Source organism: Ruminiclostridium papyrosolvens DSM 2782, from assembly GCF_029318685.1.
Lineage (GTDB): Bacteria > Bacillota > Clostridia > Acetivibrionales > DSM-1351 > Ruminiclostridium > Ruminiclostridium papyrosolvens.
In genome coordinates this window covers 4,551,543-4,569,342 of the sequence record NZ_CP119677.1, presented here as the reverse complement: position 1 = coordinate 4,569,342, position 17,800 = coordinate 4,551,543, and the positions used below count along the sequence as shown (strand labels likewise).

Annotated in this window: 2 protein-coding genes (1 of these 2 running past the window's edge); both read left to right on the top strand. The window is 35.6% G+C overall.

Annotated elements, in window-relative coordinates; genetic code table 11:
• Nucleotides 1-4,773: the 3' portion of a type I polyketide synthase gene (locus P0092_RS20165; RefSeq protein WP_004622688.1), read on the top strand. The gene continues 4,986 nt to the left of window position 1, outside the view; 4,773 of the gene's 9,759 nt are visible here — the last part of the coding sequence; its start codon lies beyond the left edge, outside the window; the stop codon is at nucleotides 4,771-4,773.
• The gene (locus P0092_RS20160) at nucleotides 4,754-17,800 is read left to right on the top strand and encodes a type I polyketide synthase (protein ID WP_276187009.1); all 13,047 of its coding nucleotides are present in this window, start codon (nucleotides 4,754-4,756) and stop codon (nucleotides 17,798-17,800) included. The genes P0092_RS20165 and P0092_RS20160 overlap by 20 nt, the downstream gene beginning before the upstream one ends.

Here is a 17,800-nt window from a genome sequence, read left to right as displayed (position 1 = left end):
GCAGACGCTAAAAAAAGAATTGGAATGCAACCTTTTGGTATAGAAGACGGATATGAAGCGCTAGAAGAAATTTTAGGTCTTAATGTAAGCCAGGTTATTGCACTTAATAACTCTATTGAAGAAATGGCTTTACCAACTGCTGCACCATCACAAGAAATCAAAAATCACCCACAGGAATCCCTGCCGAAAACCCAAACAAACGAAATTGATTTTGTTGATGTGGAGTTTGTTATTGAAGATGAACTGATTACAAAAATATCAGAAATATTAGATATAAGTAAGAAAGATATAAATATTGATATTAACTTTATGGAATTAGGTTTAGATTCCATATCTATTGTTGATTTTACAAGTTGGGTTGCAGATAGAATAAATGCTGAACTCTACCCTACACTATTATTTGAATACTCAACAATAAAGGATTTTTCACAATATTTATTCAGTAACCATGCAGATTGCTTTAAGAAGCTTATTAATGAGACAAAAGAAATAAAAAGCAGCGTTGAAATAATAGAAGCAATTAAGGAAGAGCAGGAAACAGAGAGCGTGCAGGCAGATAGCCCAAAGCCTGAGCAACATCAACAGAATAACAATGATGTTGCCATTATCGGGTTTGCAGGGATGTTTCCGGGAGCTAAAAACGTAGATGAGTATTGGGAGATTTTAAAGAATGGGGTAAACTCAGTTACTGCACTCACTGAGGAAAAATTCATACAAGGTAATAAGGATTCTGATATCTGGGGTGGATTTTTACAAAACGTAGAATATTTTGAGCCATTATTTTTTAATATTTCTCCGAAAGAAGCAATTTTTGTTGACCCACAGCAGAGACTGTTTCTGGAAACAGCATGGAATACGTTGGATATGGCTGGGTATAGCTCAAAGAGACTAAATAATCAGACTGTTGGAGTATACGTTGGAGCCAGTCAGGTAGAATACAAAAAATTATGTGAAAATAGCGGAATTACAAGTCCTTATATGGGATTAGGAAACTCATTGTGTGTCATTGCAAATAGAGTATCTTACCTGTTAAACCTAAAGGGACCAAGTTTAACTGTAGATTCAGCATGTTCATCCTCCTTAGTAGCCTTAGATATAGCATATAATGCTATTGTTAATAAACAGGTAGACATGGCTATTGCAGGTGGAGTTCAGCTTTATTTTTCTACCGATGCTTTTAAAGTTTTTAAAGCAGCCGGAATGTTAGCTAAGGATGGTAAATGTAAAACCTTTGATGAACAAGCTGACGGTTATGTAAGAGGAGAAGGCGTTGGCTCAGTTCTGCTAAAGCCATTAAATAAGGCTATAGAGGACGGGGACAACATATATGCTGTCATTAATGGCATAGCTGTAAATCACGACGGCAATGACAAAGTGGGTATTAGTGCACCAAATCCTAACGCTCAAAAACAAGTTATTTTAGAGGCAATTAAGAGAGCGGATATTACTCCTCAGGATATAAGTCACGTTGAGGCTCATGGCACAGGTACGGCTTTGGGAGATCCGGTTGAAATTAAGGCTCTGACACAAGCATATAGAGAATATACTGATAAAAATTCATTTTGTGCCATAAGCACGGCAAAGTCAATAATAGGGCATTTAGAATCTTCATCAGGAGTAGCCGGATTAATAAAGACAGTTTTGATGTTCAAAAATAAGATGCTTCCGCCAACTATAAATTTTAATAAGATAAATCCCCATATACCTTTTACTTCTACACCATTTTATATAAATGATAAGTTACGTCCTTGGGACAGAGGAGGAGCAAAGAAATATGCTTCAGTGAGCTCCTTTGGCTTTGGGGGAACCAATTGTCACGTAATATTAAGTGATTACGAAACTGAAAGTAAAAATGAAAGAGATGCGGTGAGCAATACAAATGTACTTGCTATTTCAGCCAAGACTTTATACTCTTTAAATGCAATAATCAGGGATTTAGAAGAGTATATTGATAAAAATCCATACATAAGGTTGCAGGATCTTTGTTTCTCAATGAATACAGGAAGAGATTCCTTTGACTATAAAGCTTGTTTTGTGGCTGATTCTATTTCTGATTTAAGAGAAAAGTTGAAGTATGCAGCGATGAAGGGTGTTGAAAATTCCCCTAAGTCCGGTGCAGTAATTTATGATTTAAATAGCAGCAAGTCTTCCAGATTTGCTGTAGTATTAGGGAATACTACGAAAATTGATATGGATTTATTACTGAATATAAAAAAATCCGATAATCTTAATCTTATCTATGAATTAAACAAAATAGCTGTTAATTTGACAGGTGATAGCCTTGAGGAAATTATAGAAAAGAAAAACTACCATTCCGCAGTTAGAATTATGTCCTTTATTTCAGCCTATGTAACCCTTAAGACACTAAAGGTGTTAGGTTTGGAACCAGCGGTGTATGTAACTGCAAAATCTCAGTTAATGCTGGCTGCAGTTCTAACAGATGCGATTTCTTTGGAGACTGCTTTAGAAGCATTGATTAAAGATGAGAGTATTTCAATTAATATCAGTTCTAAAAAAATAAGGGTTATTGAAGACGGGGATATTGATAGAAATGAAATAGTTCAATCTATTTTAAGCGAAGCAAGAATTGATAAAGTTTTTGCCATAGAATGGGAAAATACAGCTTCCGACTACCAAATAATGAACATAACATCCCTCCCTGAAACCTTAGCTAAAGCCTTTTTGTCAGGGTTGGAGCCGGACTGGACAAAATATTATCAGGGAGAAAAATATAATCGATTAATTCTTCCTATGTATCCTTTTGAAAGAAAAAGATATTGTATTGATAGTGTTATTGAAGCTAATAACAATGTTACAAATAATGATATTTTGATTAAGAAGGAAACCGTTAAAAAGAAAAATGAAAACAGTAGCAATTTAATTAAAGCCGGGTTAACCAATCAAATAGATAAACCCAATAGTCTGTTCAGCTATAAATGGAAGAAAGTTGAAAAAGTAAGTTTAGGTGACTATGAATTAAAGAATAAAAAGATTATTGTTTTTAGCAACCAAGAAGTTGAACGTAAAGCTTTTTTGGAAACATTAGAAAAAAATAATCTGGAATATATCGTCGTTGAGGTATCAGACAGCTTTAGGGGGATAACGCAAACTCATTACCAGTTGAATCCTATGGAGGAGAACAGTTATACTCAGCTGTTTGAAGCTGTTCTAAAGGGCAATTCCTCAGAAGTATTAATTGTGCATATGTGGAATGTTTCTCACAATATTTCACCCATAGTTGAGAATATTGAAGAAATAGAAAAGTGGCTTTCCTTAGGACTGTATTCAATATTTTTTATTGGGAAAGCAATTCACAAGTATGAAGCAAATATCAGACTCTTATTTGTTACAAATTCTACACATAATTTATTTGAGGAAAAGAATATTTTATCTGCAATAAAGTATTCTTCCTGCATTGGTTTAGAGAGTTTAACTAAGGAAAATCCGAGGATAAAATCTAAATCTTTAGATATTGACGGACAGGAAAAGGATAGTGAGATTATAGCAGACTGTATTTTCCATGAGCTTAAGACGTCAAGCTTCGAGGCGGAACAGATATGCTTCAGAGATGGAATTAAGTATGTAAGACAATTGGAGAAGATACAGGATATCTTAACGGGTTCTGATAAGGAAATAGCGGAAAGCTTTAAAGCTATAATGATAGTCGGCGGAGCTTCAGGTTTAGGATTAAGGCTGGCTAAATATTACCTGCAAAAATACCGTTGCAAGATTATTATTGTTGGAAGAACGGAACTGTCTGACAATGATAACTCACAGGAAGCTGTAAAAAGGTCAGAAGAGTTGTCGAGATTAGTGGAAGCTGGTTATAGTGTTGAATATATTTGCACCGATGTTACATCTTATGAAGGTGTAGAACAACTATCTGAGCACATCAGGTTAAAATATGGGGAGTTAGACGGTCTAATTCATTGTGCAGGAGTAGTTGAGGATGCACTGGTAGTAAATAAAGATTTTAAATCCTTTAAAAAAGTAATATCACCTAAGATATTTGGCAGCTATATTTTAGATAAACTTGTTCCTGTAAAAAAGTCAGGGTTCTTTATTATGATGTCATCACTAGCGTCTGTAGAAGGAAATCCCGGTCAGATGGATTATTCTGCAGCAAATGCTTTTATGGATTATTATGCTTCTGTTGGAGACAAAGGAGTTAGAAAAGTATCAATTAATCTTCCTTTTGTACTCGATGGAGGTATGAAGGTTGATAGTAAATACATAAAGCACATTAGTCAGAAGGGATTGGGCCCTATAAAATCTCAGGAAGTTATACAGGCTGTAAACAGTATATTACAGAATATAGATATAAATAATGCGGTTGTCCTCCCTACATATAATGTGAATAAAGATAGCAATGCTATACAAAGATTTTTAAAAACAACCCTTGCAAAGCTTTTATATATGGAAGAGGAACAGATTGATACAAACTTGGAGTTTAGTAATTTCGGACTTGATTCTCTGATAATAGGGGATATGGTAAAAGCCATAGAAGAATATTTAGGAGGGTCAATACCACACTCAGTATTTATGGAACATTCAAATATAAGCAAACTAACTGAATATTTATGTAAAACTCATAAAGGAAAGGTAAGTGCTTTACCAAAACCACAAGATAATAAAGTTGCTAAACCTGATATCAAACAGCTTAGAATGAATATTTTAAAGGATGTATCTAATGGGAAAATGGATAGAGCAGAGGGTTTAGAGGCGTTATTAAATTTAGAAGGGAGGGGAAGTTTTGCAACAGAAAGTAGATAAGATATTAAAAGGGCTTGAATCTGGGCAGATAACCCCTGAGGAAGCATATTCATATATTTATGAAAATGAAAAATATAAAGATACAGATAAATCAGAAAATAATAAGGATATAGCTATAATAGGATTTGCATGTCGTTTTCCTGATGCTGAATCAAGTGACAAGCTATGGTTAAATATTATAAAGGGTTCTGCTGCTATAAAAAATATACCGGAAGATAGATGGAAGCTTGATGAGGAGCTGAAAAAGAGAGGTGTTAAGCCTTTTGCTTCCATGTGCAGATATGGCGGGTTTATTGATGGTGTAGACTTATTTGATGCCAACTTTTTTGAAATTACTGAAGAAGAAGCTGTTGCAATGGACCCCCAGCACAGACTACTACTTGAAGCTGTAATGGAGGGTATTGAATATTCAGGATATAGCCGTGAAGGTTTATGGGGAAGCAGAACAGGTATATTTATCGGGGCAAGAGGCGGAGATTATAAACAAGGGTTTGATAATAACTACCAGAATGCCCGTGCTGCATTAACAGGAACATTAGGAAATTTTAATTCAGCAAGAATATCTAACTTCTTTAATTTCAAAGGACCAAGCTTAGTATTTGATACAGCTTGCTCTTCATCCTTAGTAAGCACTCATTATGCTTGTAAAAGTATTTTAAACCATGAATGCGACATGGCTGTGGCAGGAGGGGTACATTTATGCATAAACGCAGATACCTTTATATCGCTGAATTTAATGCCCAGATCATTAGCAAGTAATGGAGTAAGTTATACTTTTGATAAAAGAGCGGACGGATTTGTACCCGGTGAAGGGGTAGGAGTAGTTATACTTAAATCCCTAACAAAAGCAGTTGAAGATGGAGATACAGTATATGCTGTAATCAAAGGTTCTGCTGTTAATAACGACGGTAACACCATAGGTGTAACTACTCCTGATTTGGATGCCCAGCAGGAGGTTGTTGAGATGGCACTAAAAGCTGCATCAGTGGATGCAGCTACAATTTCATATATAGAAGCCCATGGTACCGGTACTATGATTGGAGATCCAATAGAAATAAGGGCTATAGATAAAGCTTTCAAAAAGTATACAGACAATAAATCATTCTGTGCATTAGGAACTGTTAAGCCTAATATAGGGCATCTTGACACTGCGGCAGGAATAGCAAGTATCATTAAAGTTGTCCTGTCTTTGTATAACAAGAAAATACCACCTACTTTAAATATAGAAATGCCCAATCCAAGAATAAATTTCGTAGATTCACCATTCTATCCTGCGGCATATTTGTCAGATTGGAACCCCGTAGGCGGGGTAAGAAGGGCAGGAATAAGCTCCTTTGGCTTCGGCGGTACAAATTGCCATATGATATTGGAAGAAGCCCCTGCCCAAGTAAAGTCTACAGAAGAATTTGAAGACAGGAAGGAGCAGCTGTTTCTTTTGTCGGCAAAATCCCAAGAGGCTCTAAAAAAATTAGCTGAAAATTATTCGGTATATTTATCAAAGAACACTCAGCTCAAGCTTGGGGATATATGTTTTACTGCCGGAACAAGCCGAACCAGCTTCAAAAACCGCTTAGCGGTACTGTGTTCAAGTACTTCTGAACTTTCTCAAAAGCTTGGAAGTATGGAGGTGCTGACAGGAGACGGCTTAGCTGCATCCCATAAAGTTGCATTTATGTTTACGGGACAGGGAGCTCAGTATTCTGGAATGGCTTTGGAACTTTATGAAAATCAGCCCATATTCAGAGCTGAATTAAAGAAATGCGATGAGCTGCTAAGAAACTATATTGGTAAATCACTGATTGAAATGATTTATCAGTCCAATGGGGAGGAAATGAAGGAAACTTCAGTAACTCAGCCTATAACCTTTGCCATTAACTATGCACTTGCAAAAATGTGGATGGCCTGTGGCGTAAAACCGGCGGTGGTAATGGGACACAGCGTTGGAGAGTATGTAGCAGCTTGCATAGCAGGAATATTCAGTCTGGAAGACGGACTAAAATTAATCTCATGGCGCGGAAGGTTAATGCAGGAAAAATGCCGAAGAGGGGCAATGGCTGCCCTTATGTGCAGCTTGGAAAAGGCTGAAAACCTAATAAATGGGCTGAACACAGAAAAACAGAAACTAGTATCCATAGGAGCAAAAAACGGATATTTAAATACGGTTATTTCCGGGGATAAAGATATAGTAAAAGAATTAATGACCAAAGCAGAGACAGAAAACATAAGAGCAACAGAACTCTCTGTGTCCCACGGTTTCCATTCACCTATGATTGAGCCTATGTTAAAGGATTACGAAAGAATTCTGGATGAGGTAGACTTCCATGAAAGTAAGATAACCATAATAAGCGGAGTAACAGGGCAGAAGGCAGATGAAGAAACATTAGGAAAAGAGTACTGGCTAAGACATGTAATGGAGCCGGTAGATTTTTATTCGTCGGTTAAGAGCTGTGAAGAGAGTAATATTGGAATTATGCTGGAGATAGGTGCAACAAACACCTTATGCAACATGGCAAAAAAAATAGTAACCAGAGAAGATTTGCTAATACTATCCACCTTGAAAAGGGGAAGTTCAGATTGGCGCAGTTTTCAGGAAGCAATGACCCAATTATACATAAAGGGAATAAGCATTAACTATGAGGCTTACGATAAGGGCTATAAAAGGAAGAGAATTGCTCTTCCGCTATACCCTTTCAATGGTAAGAAATACTGGCAGAATCAGCAGGTTGTTGAAAATAAAGCTTTTGAGATAAAGCCCGAAGAAGTCCCCGCAATTAAACCCAAAAAGGAATATAAATTAAAAGAGAAAGTGAATCATTTGCTTCTGGATATAATTGCAGGAGCTTCAAAACCTATATCAGGTCAATTGAGTGTTTATAACACTTTTATGAGTATGGGACTAGATTCTAATTCTTTAATTTATACTGGTTCAGAGATTGAAAAACGACTTGATGTGGTTTTCTATCCTTCAGCATTTTTTGAATATAACAGTATAGATGCTATGTCTGATTTTATATTAAAGGAATATAAAGAAAATGTTCTAAGGTATTTTAATAGTGTTGATAATATAACAACTCCATCAATGGAAGATGTACCTGAAAGTGATACGAATAATAAAGAAAAATTTAAGCATAAAGAAGCAAAAGTTGAAAAATGCTTAGACGATGACATAGCCATAATAGGAATGTCAGGGCAGTTTCCAAAAGCAGAAGAATTAAATACCTTCTGGAGTAATCTTTCCCAAGGATTAGATTGTGTAAGTGATATACCTGCTTTCAGATTAGACTTAGATAAATATTATGATAGTAACCGTAATGCAGATAAGAAGACATACTTGAAAAAATCAGGACTTTTAGAAAACGTTGACATGTTTGATGCTGAGTTTTTTAGTATATCACCTAAAGAAGCTAAGGACATGGACCCTCAGCAGAGATTATTTATACAGGAAGCATATCATGCATTGGAAGCCGGGGGCTACGGAGGTAACAGACTCTATGAAAGTAATACAGGAGTATTTGTAGGAGTAGCACATACTCAATATAAAGAAGACATTCCTTACATTAATACTTTTACACCTCTGGGTAACCATGAGGCGATAATAGCAAACCGTGTATCATATTTTATGAATTTCAATGGACCGTCATTGGTTGTAAACACTCAATGTTCATCGTCACTTGTTGCCATTCATTTGGCTTGCAGAAGTATTCAGAATGGAGAGTGTGATCAAGCATTAGCAGGGGGAGTAATGGCAGTCTTCAGCCCTATATATTATCTGAGCGGAAGCAAGCTTCAGGCTTTTTCTCCTGATGGGTCTTGCAAGGCTTTTGATAAAGAAGCTAATGGATATGTTCCCGGGGAAGGCTGCGGAGTATTATTACTAAAATCTCTAAAGAAAGCCTTAGAGGATTCAGATAATATATATGCAGTAATAAAAGGCTCGGCAATAAATCACGGAGGAAGAGCAAACAATTTATCGGCACCTAACTCAAAGGCTCAGGAAATGGTTATAACGTCTGCTATGAAGGATGCGGGATTGAAGCCTGACGATATTTCTTACATAGAAGCACATGGTACAGGCACTGTGTTAGGAGATCCGGTAGAAATACGAGGACTAGATGCTGCATATAGCAAAGATACAGAGAGAAAGGGATACTGTGCTATAGGCTCGTTAAAATCCAATATCGGACATTTGGAATCAGCAGCCGGAGTTTCAGGAATAATAAAAGTTGTTTTAGCAATGAAACACGGAAAGCTTCCTCCAACTATTCATTTTAATAAGTTAAATCCATTTATTGATATTATAAATTCTCCATTCTACATTAATGATAAGCTAAAGGAATGGAAGTGCCAAGGCCCTAAAAGAGCGGGTATAAGCTCATTTGGTATGGGAGGCTCCAATGCTCATATTATAGTAGAAGAATATCCTGTAAACAAAATGCAGGAAGAGAGAAAACTAAGAAAATATAACGTTATTACAATATCCGCTAAAAATAAAAACGGCTTAAAAAAGCTTGCAGCTTCATACAAGAATATGTTATTAGAGGATAATACAGCGGAATTTCAGGATGTTTGCTACACCACTAATACAGGAAGAGGACATTTTGAATATCGTCTTGCAATAAATGCTGATTCCGTTGACAAAGTGATAACAGCACTGGACGCTTTTGAAACAGAGTCTGTGAAGGAAAAAGAATTATTCTTTTATGGTGAAAATAATAATAAAAATATAAAGGTTACTTATCATTTTAGCGGGCAAGTGAATTTAGAAACCTGCGCTGAAACAATTGAAGAATTATATCAAAGTGAAGAGCAGTATAAGACCATACTGGATAAATTCGATAGTATTTTGTGTAAAAAAGGCATAAACTTCTTACAATTGATAAAACAAAAAGATTTATTTAAAAAGCAGGTCAATGAAGATGAAAAAATTAAAGGCATTACCGGGTTTCTCTTTGAGTACTCCCTAGGCAAAATGCTTGAACATGCGGGCTTGGCACCTATTAGTATGGAGTATACCGATAAAGGAGTTTACACAGTAGCATGCCTGACTGGTTATATGGAAGTTGAAAAGGCTATTGAATTAATATTAAAGGGTGTAACAGAGGAAGATGACTATTTTAAAGAAATAAAAGAGTCATTGGACGGGGATTCAGACCAACAAGCTGACTATAAACTTTATCTGGGATATAAATCAACAGAGCAGATAAACGAAGAAAAGAGTTTATTACCAATAAACAGCTTTATAAATAAAGACTGTAATTTGTTTACCTTTATTATATCAAAGCTATATTCCTTAGGTGTTGATTTAGAATGGTCAGGTATATACCAGCAATATAGTACCAGAAAGGCAGAATTACCGCTCTATCCTTTTAGTAGAAATAGCTTCTGGAAGCAAAGCAGTATGATAGCTCCTGCTTCGGCGGTAAAAGAGGTTTATGAAATAAGTTTAATAAGTGGAGATTATCAGCATTCAATTTATAATATTAAGCTTAACGCAGTTCTCGAAAAACTTATGAATGAACATAAAGTACTAAACAATAGGATTATGCCCGGAACAGGCTATATAGATATTGTAATGTTCGTAATGCAGAAGTTCACTGGATCTGTGCCTGCAAAAATACAAAACGTAACTGTATTGAATACTATTACATATGAGCAGTTTAATAGTGGTGAGGTAATAATCGAGTGTAAAAAGAATAGTGATGAGGGTCTGTTTACTATTTGTAAAAGCAATTCTGAAACAACGGGAGAAAGACAAATAGAGTGTGTCACAGGAAGGGTAAGCTTTGAAAAGCAAGTTTCTCAGAACATTGATAAAAATAATTTCAACTTAATTGATGGAAATATTATTGATTCCATAGACATATATGAAGCTTATAAATCTATTGGCATGAATTATGGTAAATCCTTTATGTGTATAGACTCTATTCGGATTAATAGTAAGCAATTTGTATCCCACTTAAGTCTCAAGGAGCAATCTGAACTGGGATATTTCTATGTCCATCAAGGAATGCTAGATGGGGCATTGCAATCTATAATTGCAGCTTCAATGAATAATGGAGTTGATAACTCAACAGCCTATTTACCTTTTTACTATGAAAACATACTGATTTATGAAAAATTAAATACCTCAAAATACATATGTCATGGAGAAATAAAAGAAGATATATCAAAAGCAGCTTCAAATATAAAGTGTGATATTGATATATATGACACTTATGGCAAAAAAATAATTTCTATAGAAGGCTTCACTGTAAAGAAAAAGCAGCTCACTCTTCAGAATGGGAAAAATGTAAATGTGTCAAGTGAAGTTATGAATTATCTGAATGAAGTGAGATGGATTAATGTAAATCTGAACAATAATGATATCAAAATGGACAAGTCAGGAAAGTGGCTTATATTTTCCGACAATAACAGGTTTACAAATATACTAAAAGAAAAGTTAGCCGGTTATGGACAGGAAGCCATTATTATTTCAGAAGTTAAGGATATTGAGCAAGAGATTTCAAGCATTAAAGATATGCATTCAAGTATAAGAGGCATTATATACAGTACTGCCTATGATAATGCAAAAGCAAAAATAAATTCTATTGAATGTTTTTACAGGGAAGAAGGAGCCACCCTAAGAAATTTGTTTTATCTTGCTAAAAGCTTAGGCAGCACTAATAGACGGCAGAAACTGGAGTTTATTACTTTAACCGGTGACGCTGTATATATTGAAGAGAAAAAAGCTGAAATAAATCCTAAAAATGCTTCTGTCTGGGCTTTTTCAAAGGTTATGGACATAGAAAATGAAAGTCTTAATGTAAGATGCATTGATTTTGATTGTGGTCAGTTAAATGAAGAGGGGAATAGTGAAAGTATTGCAAGGGAAATTTGTTTAGGCGCGGACAAATATGTTCTTTATAATGGTGGCAAAAGATACATATCAGAAATATATCAGTTAAAGTCTGAAGTGGCTCAGACACCTTCAAAATTCCTTGAACAGGGAGTATATGTTATAACGGGAGGACTTGGTGAAATAGCCTTAGAAACAAGCAAATATTTAGCAGAAAATTATAATGCAAAACTGATATTACTATCAAGAACTGCTTTCCCCGATAAAAAAGACTGGAACTCTATTATTGAAAACCAAAATGAAAATCATAAGGATTATAAAAGAATTAAAGCTATTGAAGCTTTAGATAGTGAAGTGGAAGTTTTACAATGCGATATTACGAATGAAGCTCAATTAAAAGACTGCATTGACTCTATAAGAAGAAAATATGGCAAAATAAATGGAATATTCCATATGGCAGGAATAATAAAGGACAAGCTTATAAGTTTAAAGACTTGGGACGATATGGTTGAAGTACTGGCACCAAAAGTGATAGGTGCAGAGCTGCTGGATAAGGTTACGGAAAATGATAACCTTGATTTCTTTGCGATGTATTCTTCTGTAGCTGCAATTACAGGAAATATGGGGCAATCTGATTATGCAGCAGGAAATTCATATATAGATGCTCTTGCACATAGAAGGAGAGCTTCGGGTAAAACCGCTGTTTCATTAAATTGGACACTATGGGAACAGATAGGTATGGGAGTTAAATTTATAAATGCCCAAAAATCAAGAGGAGTTAAGACTATAAAAAATGCTGCTGCCATGGAGGCAATGGAATACAGTCTTACTAGAGAGAATGGGCAGGTTATAATAGCAGATTTATCCCAGTATATAACTTCACAAAAAGATAATGATGGAAAAGATTATAAACAAGAAGCAGAAGATTATTTTATTAATAAAATAGCTGACTTTTTATGTGCTGCTTTGGATTACAACAAGGAAAGTATAGACATAACAACAAGCTTTGTGGAACTGGGAATAGATTCCATACTTGGTGTAGAGATAATCAGAAAAATAGAAGACCTGCTGGATACTCCTTTAAACCCTACCTTCATTTATGATTATCCCAATATTGAACGTTTATCTAATTTTTTAGCTGCAAACTATTTGGATGAAATTATTGATAAAGGCTTAGTAGCTTGTAGTGCAAGCAGTGTGGAAAATGAAAGAACTTTTATTGATGAAATTGCTACTGAGACCTTAATTACCGATACAGCAGAAGAAGAGTTTGAAGAAACGGACATAGCTATAATTGGCATGTCCTATAGACTTCCGGGAACAGATGAAGAAAATGATTTCTTGGATTTTTTAACAAAGGGAGAAAGTGCAATTAATGAATTCCCCTGGGACAGAGCATTAACTAAAGTGCAGAAGCAAGACAACAACAAGCCATTAGGCGGATATTTGGAGGATATTTACTCCTTTGATCCTCAATTCTTTAATATAACTCCCAAAGAAGCAGAATTAATGGACCCACAGCAAAGAACTATGCTCAAGGTTGTATGGGAGGCAGTTGAAGTATCCGGATATTCTGATAAAATTCAGGGTTCAGATACAGGAGTTTTTATCGGAGTGAGTACAAATGAATATCAATTGCTGGTAGGTGAACACCATTCACAAGTAGGAACAGGGAATGCATTATCTATTACCGCTAACAGAATATCCTATTTCTTTGACCTTAAAGGGCCGAGCATGGCTATTGACACAGCCTGTTCATCTTCCCTTGTATCCCTCGATACGGCCTGCGCAAATATACGACAGGGAAATTGTGACATGGCTATTGCCGGAGGGGTAAGTTTAATACTTACAACAAATACTACTAAAGTATTTAATGAAGCTGGCATGTTGTCTGCAGATGGACGCTGTAAAACTTTTGACAGTTCAGCCAACGGATATGTCCGTGGAGAAGGCTGCGGAGTTGTAGTACTGAAGCCCATGAAAAAAGCAAAGGAAGATAAGGACAATATACTGGCAGTAATAAAAGGAAGCTCAGTCAACCAGGATGGACATACAAACGGATTAACAGCACCAAATGCTATATCACAGGAGCTGGTAATAAAGAAGGCACTAAAGCTATCAAAGGTTAATGCGGAAAACATTACTTATATAGAAGCTCATGGAACGGGTACGCCGTTGGGTGATCCTATTGAAATAAGGGCTTTGACATCTGTGTTTAATAGTTTTACTGATAGAAAGTCTTTTTGTGCCATAGGTTCGGTGAAGACAAATATAGGACACTTAGAAGCCGCTTCAGGTATAGCTTCAATAATTAAAGTAATATTAGCATTAAAGTATAAAGTAATATTACCAACCTTGAACTTCAAAAAGCTCAATGCACATATACCTTTAATAGATTCTCCATTTTACATTGCTGATGAAGTAAAGCCATGGAAGTGTGAAAACGGTAAGAGAATTGCAGGTGTTAGTTCATTTGGATTTGGAGGCACTAATTCCCATGCTGTAATTCAGGAAGCTCCAAGCATAGCAAGGGTATCAGACGCCAGTGAGAAACATTGTATATTTACGGTTTCTGCTACAAATCAGCTTTCTTTGCGTAACAATATTAAAAGGCTCTGTGCTTATATAAAAAAGAATAAAGAAATAAATCTTGCCAGTATAAGCTATACCTTGACAGCAAGAAGAAAACATTTTTCTAATCGTATAGTATTCATTGCACAGAATAGAGACGAAGTTATTAGAAAATTGGAGTATATATTGTCTCAAGAAAATTTTAAAACTGATAATGAATATGGGTATTCCATAATAAAATCTAACTATGCAGTAAGGTCTTCAAAGGTTTGGGGACAAAAGTTAGAAGAAAACCTTACTGCAGATGAACGCGTTTCAATATTAAAGGAATTGGAGAAGGCCTATCTTTTAGACGAAAAAATACAATGGTTTAAGATTTTTGCAGAAGATGAAAGAAGAGTCTCAGAATTACCACCCTATTGCTTCAATGAAGATAGATACATAGCCGGCGAAGAAAACTCAGAGAAAGCTGAAGAGAGCTTAGTAAAAACCGAAAATTCGGATAACAGCAAAACTATTAAGGTTTACAGCTATTCAACAGAGGGTCTGGCAGATAAAATATCAAGCATATTTGTTGAGCAATTAATAGAAAAATTAAAATTTAAAGCTGATCAGATAGATATTGATTCCAGCCTTATGGATTATGGATTTGATTCGATTTTTGCTGTATCTACCTTACAGGTATATGAGCAAAAAATTGGGACACAGCTTGACCCAACACTTCTGTTTGATTTTTCTTCCATAAGAGATTTTTCTAAATATCTTGCGGAAGAGTATAATGAACAATTCCAGACATATTTTGCAGGAACAGAAGAGTCAGAGCCTGTTGTGGAGCAGTATATTTCTCCAATAATAAATACTACGGAAGATACATTAAGAAGTGAAACTACACCACTTAAATTAATAAATAAAAATAGCAGTGATATAGCCATAATTGGATATTCAGGAAGGTTTCCTAAGTGTGATAGCCCGGAAATGCTTTGGAACAAGCTGAAGGAAGGGTTTGATGGAATTTCCCAACTGCCGGAAGAGAGATATGTTTATGGGGGTGCTGAAAAGAATGATACATTAAAAAATGTATTTTCAGGCTATATAGGAAATGTACATATGTTTGACCCGTTACTTTTTAACATATCAGGTAAAGAGGCTGAATGTATGGACCCTCAGCAAAGACTTATGCTGGAGGTGGTTTGGGAAACTCTTGAACACTCCGGATATAACAGCCAGGAATTATCTGATAGAAAGACAGGGGTATTTGTAGGTACAAGCAGTAAAGACTATTCTGTTCTAATAAGTGAAGGAAAATCATTCAGTCCTTATATGGGAACGGGAAATGCTCCTTCCATTATTGCTAACAGAATATCTCATACATTTAATTTAAAAGGGCCCAGTATTTCCGTTGATACAGCATGTTCTTCTTCTCTTGTAGCTATTCACTTAGCTTGTCAAAGCATATACTCAGGAGAGAGTAATATTGCTATAGCAGGAGGGGTAAATTTACTACTGGATTATGATAGTCAGGCAATATTTGAAAAAGCCGGAATGCTTTCAGCAGACCACCATTGCAAAACCTTTGATGATTCAGCAAATGGATATGTAAGAGCTGAATGTGCAGGGGCAATAATGTTGAAACCCTTAGAGGATGCTCTGAGGGATGGTGACCATATACATGCTGTTATTAAAGCTACCGGGGTTAATCAGGACGGAAGATCTAACGGATTAACAGTGCCTAATGCTGTATCTCAGACAGAGCTTTTATGTGATACCTGGAATAAGGGTGGCATAAATCCTGAAACTATAAGTTATATAGAGGCACATGGAACAGCTACCTCTTTAGGAGATCCTATTGAAATAAGGGGAATTACCGAAGCCTTTAAGAAATATACAAATAAAAAGTCTTTCTGTGCTGTAGGGTCAATAAAAAGCAATATAGGACATGCAGAATCAGCGGCAGGGATAGCCGGAATTATAAAGGTAATATTGGCCATGAAACATGGATATATACCACCTAGTGTCAACTTTAAAAGGGCAAGTAAGAAAATTAATTTTATTGAATCACCTGTATATGTAAATGCTGCTCTTAATAAATGGGAGTCTTGCGATGGTGCTCCTAGAAGGGCGGGAATAAGCTCCTTTGGCTTCGGTGGAACTAACTCTCATATATTACTTGAAGAGGCACCGAAAATAAGTGCTGATGTATGTAAAGAGCCTGATTCAGCATTATCACTTTTGACTTTATCAGGTAAGAATCAGAGCATGTTAAAAAAATATTTAGGAGATATTTACTCACATATCAAGAAAAATAATGATTTAAACATTTATGATTTATGTTATACCCTTTCTACAGGAAGACAGCACATGAATAATAGACTTGCTGTTAAATGCAATAGTAGAGACGAACTGCTTAATAAGCTGGAAAGTGTTATAGAAAGCGATTTTTCAGATAATATGCAAGGAGTCTGGAAGAGTGAAAATAGTGATAAAAAACATCAGCCTGTAGTTTTTATGTACACAGGTCAAGGTTCTCAATATAAGGGTGCGGGTTATACTCTTTATCTAAATGAACCGATATTCAGGGAAGCCCTTGAAAAGTGTGAGGAATTACTATTACCGTATATTAAATATAAGCTTACGGATTTGTTGTACTCGGATAAATGTAGTGAAGAGCTTCTTAATCAGACTAACATAGCCCAGCCGGTTATATTCTCTTTTGGATATGCCCTGACCTGCTTATGGATGGAATGGGGTATAAGACCTGACATTGTATTAGGCCACAGTGTAGGTGAGTATATTGCTGCTGTTGTTGCAGGAGTTTTCTCATTACAAGATGGTATTAAGCTTATTGCCGAAAGAGGAAGGCTTATGAGTGAAGTCGCTGCAGAGGGAGAGATGTATGCCGTATTTGCAAATTTAGAGGTTATTAAAGCATACATAAAGGATTATCCTTCTGATAAGATACGCATTGCAGCCATAAATTCACCAAATAATATTGTTATTTCAGGTGACAAGGAAATTGCACGACAAGTAATTAAAAAATTATCTGAAAATAATATAAATTCGCAAAAGTTAGCGGTTTCAAATGCATTCCATTCGCCTTTAATGGAGCCTATTGTTAATGAATTCAGAGCATTAGCAAGCAAAATTCAATATTTTAAACCTGTTATACCAATTGTATCTAATGTAAGTGCTGATATATTTAAGGATAAAACTTTTAATCCCGAATACTTGGTTGAACATTTGCTTAACCCTGTGAAATTTATGGACAGTATAGAATTACTTGAAGAACAAGGGTACAAGGTGTTTGTAGAGATATCCGGAAGACAAACTCTTGTAAATCTGTGTAAAAATATTTTTATAGATAAAAAAGATAAAATACTTTTATCATCACTGCAGCCTTCTAAAAATTATTTGGAGACAGTAACTGATGTGTTAGGCCAGTTGTATGCTCTGGGCAGCAAGATAAACTGGTGCAAAATATATGCTAATAAAAAAGGCAGAAAGATTCCTCTGCCTGCATACCCTTTCAACAGAAAAAGTTATTGGTTTAAAGAACTTCAGGACTCACATATGAGCAGTAAAACAGGAAGAACCTCGTCTATGAGAGGAAAGAAAGTTCAATAA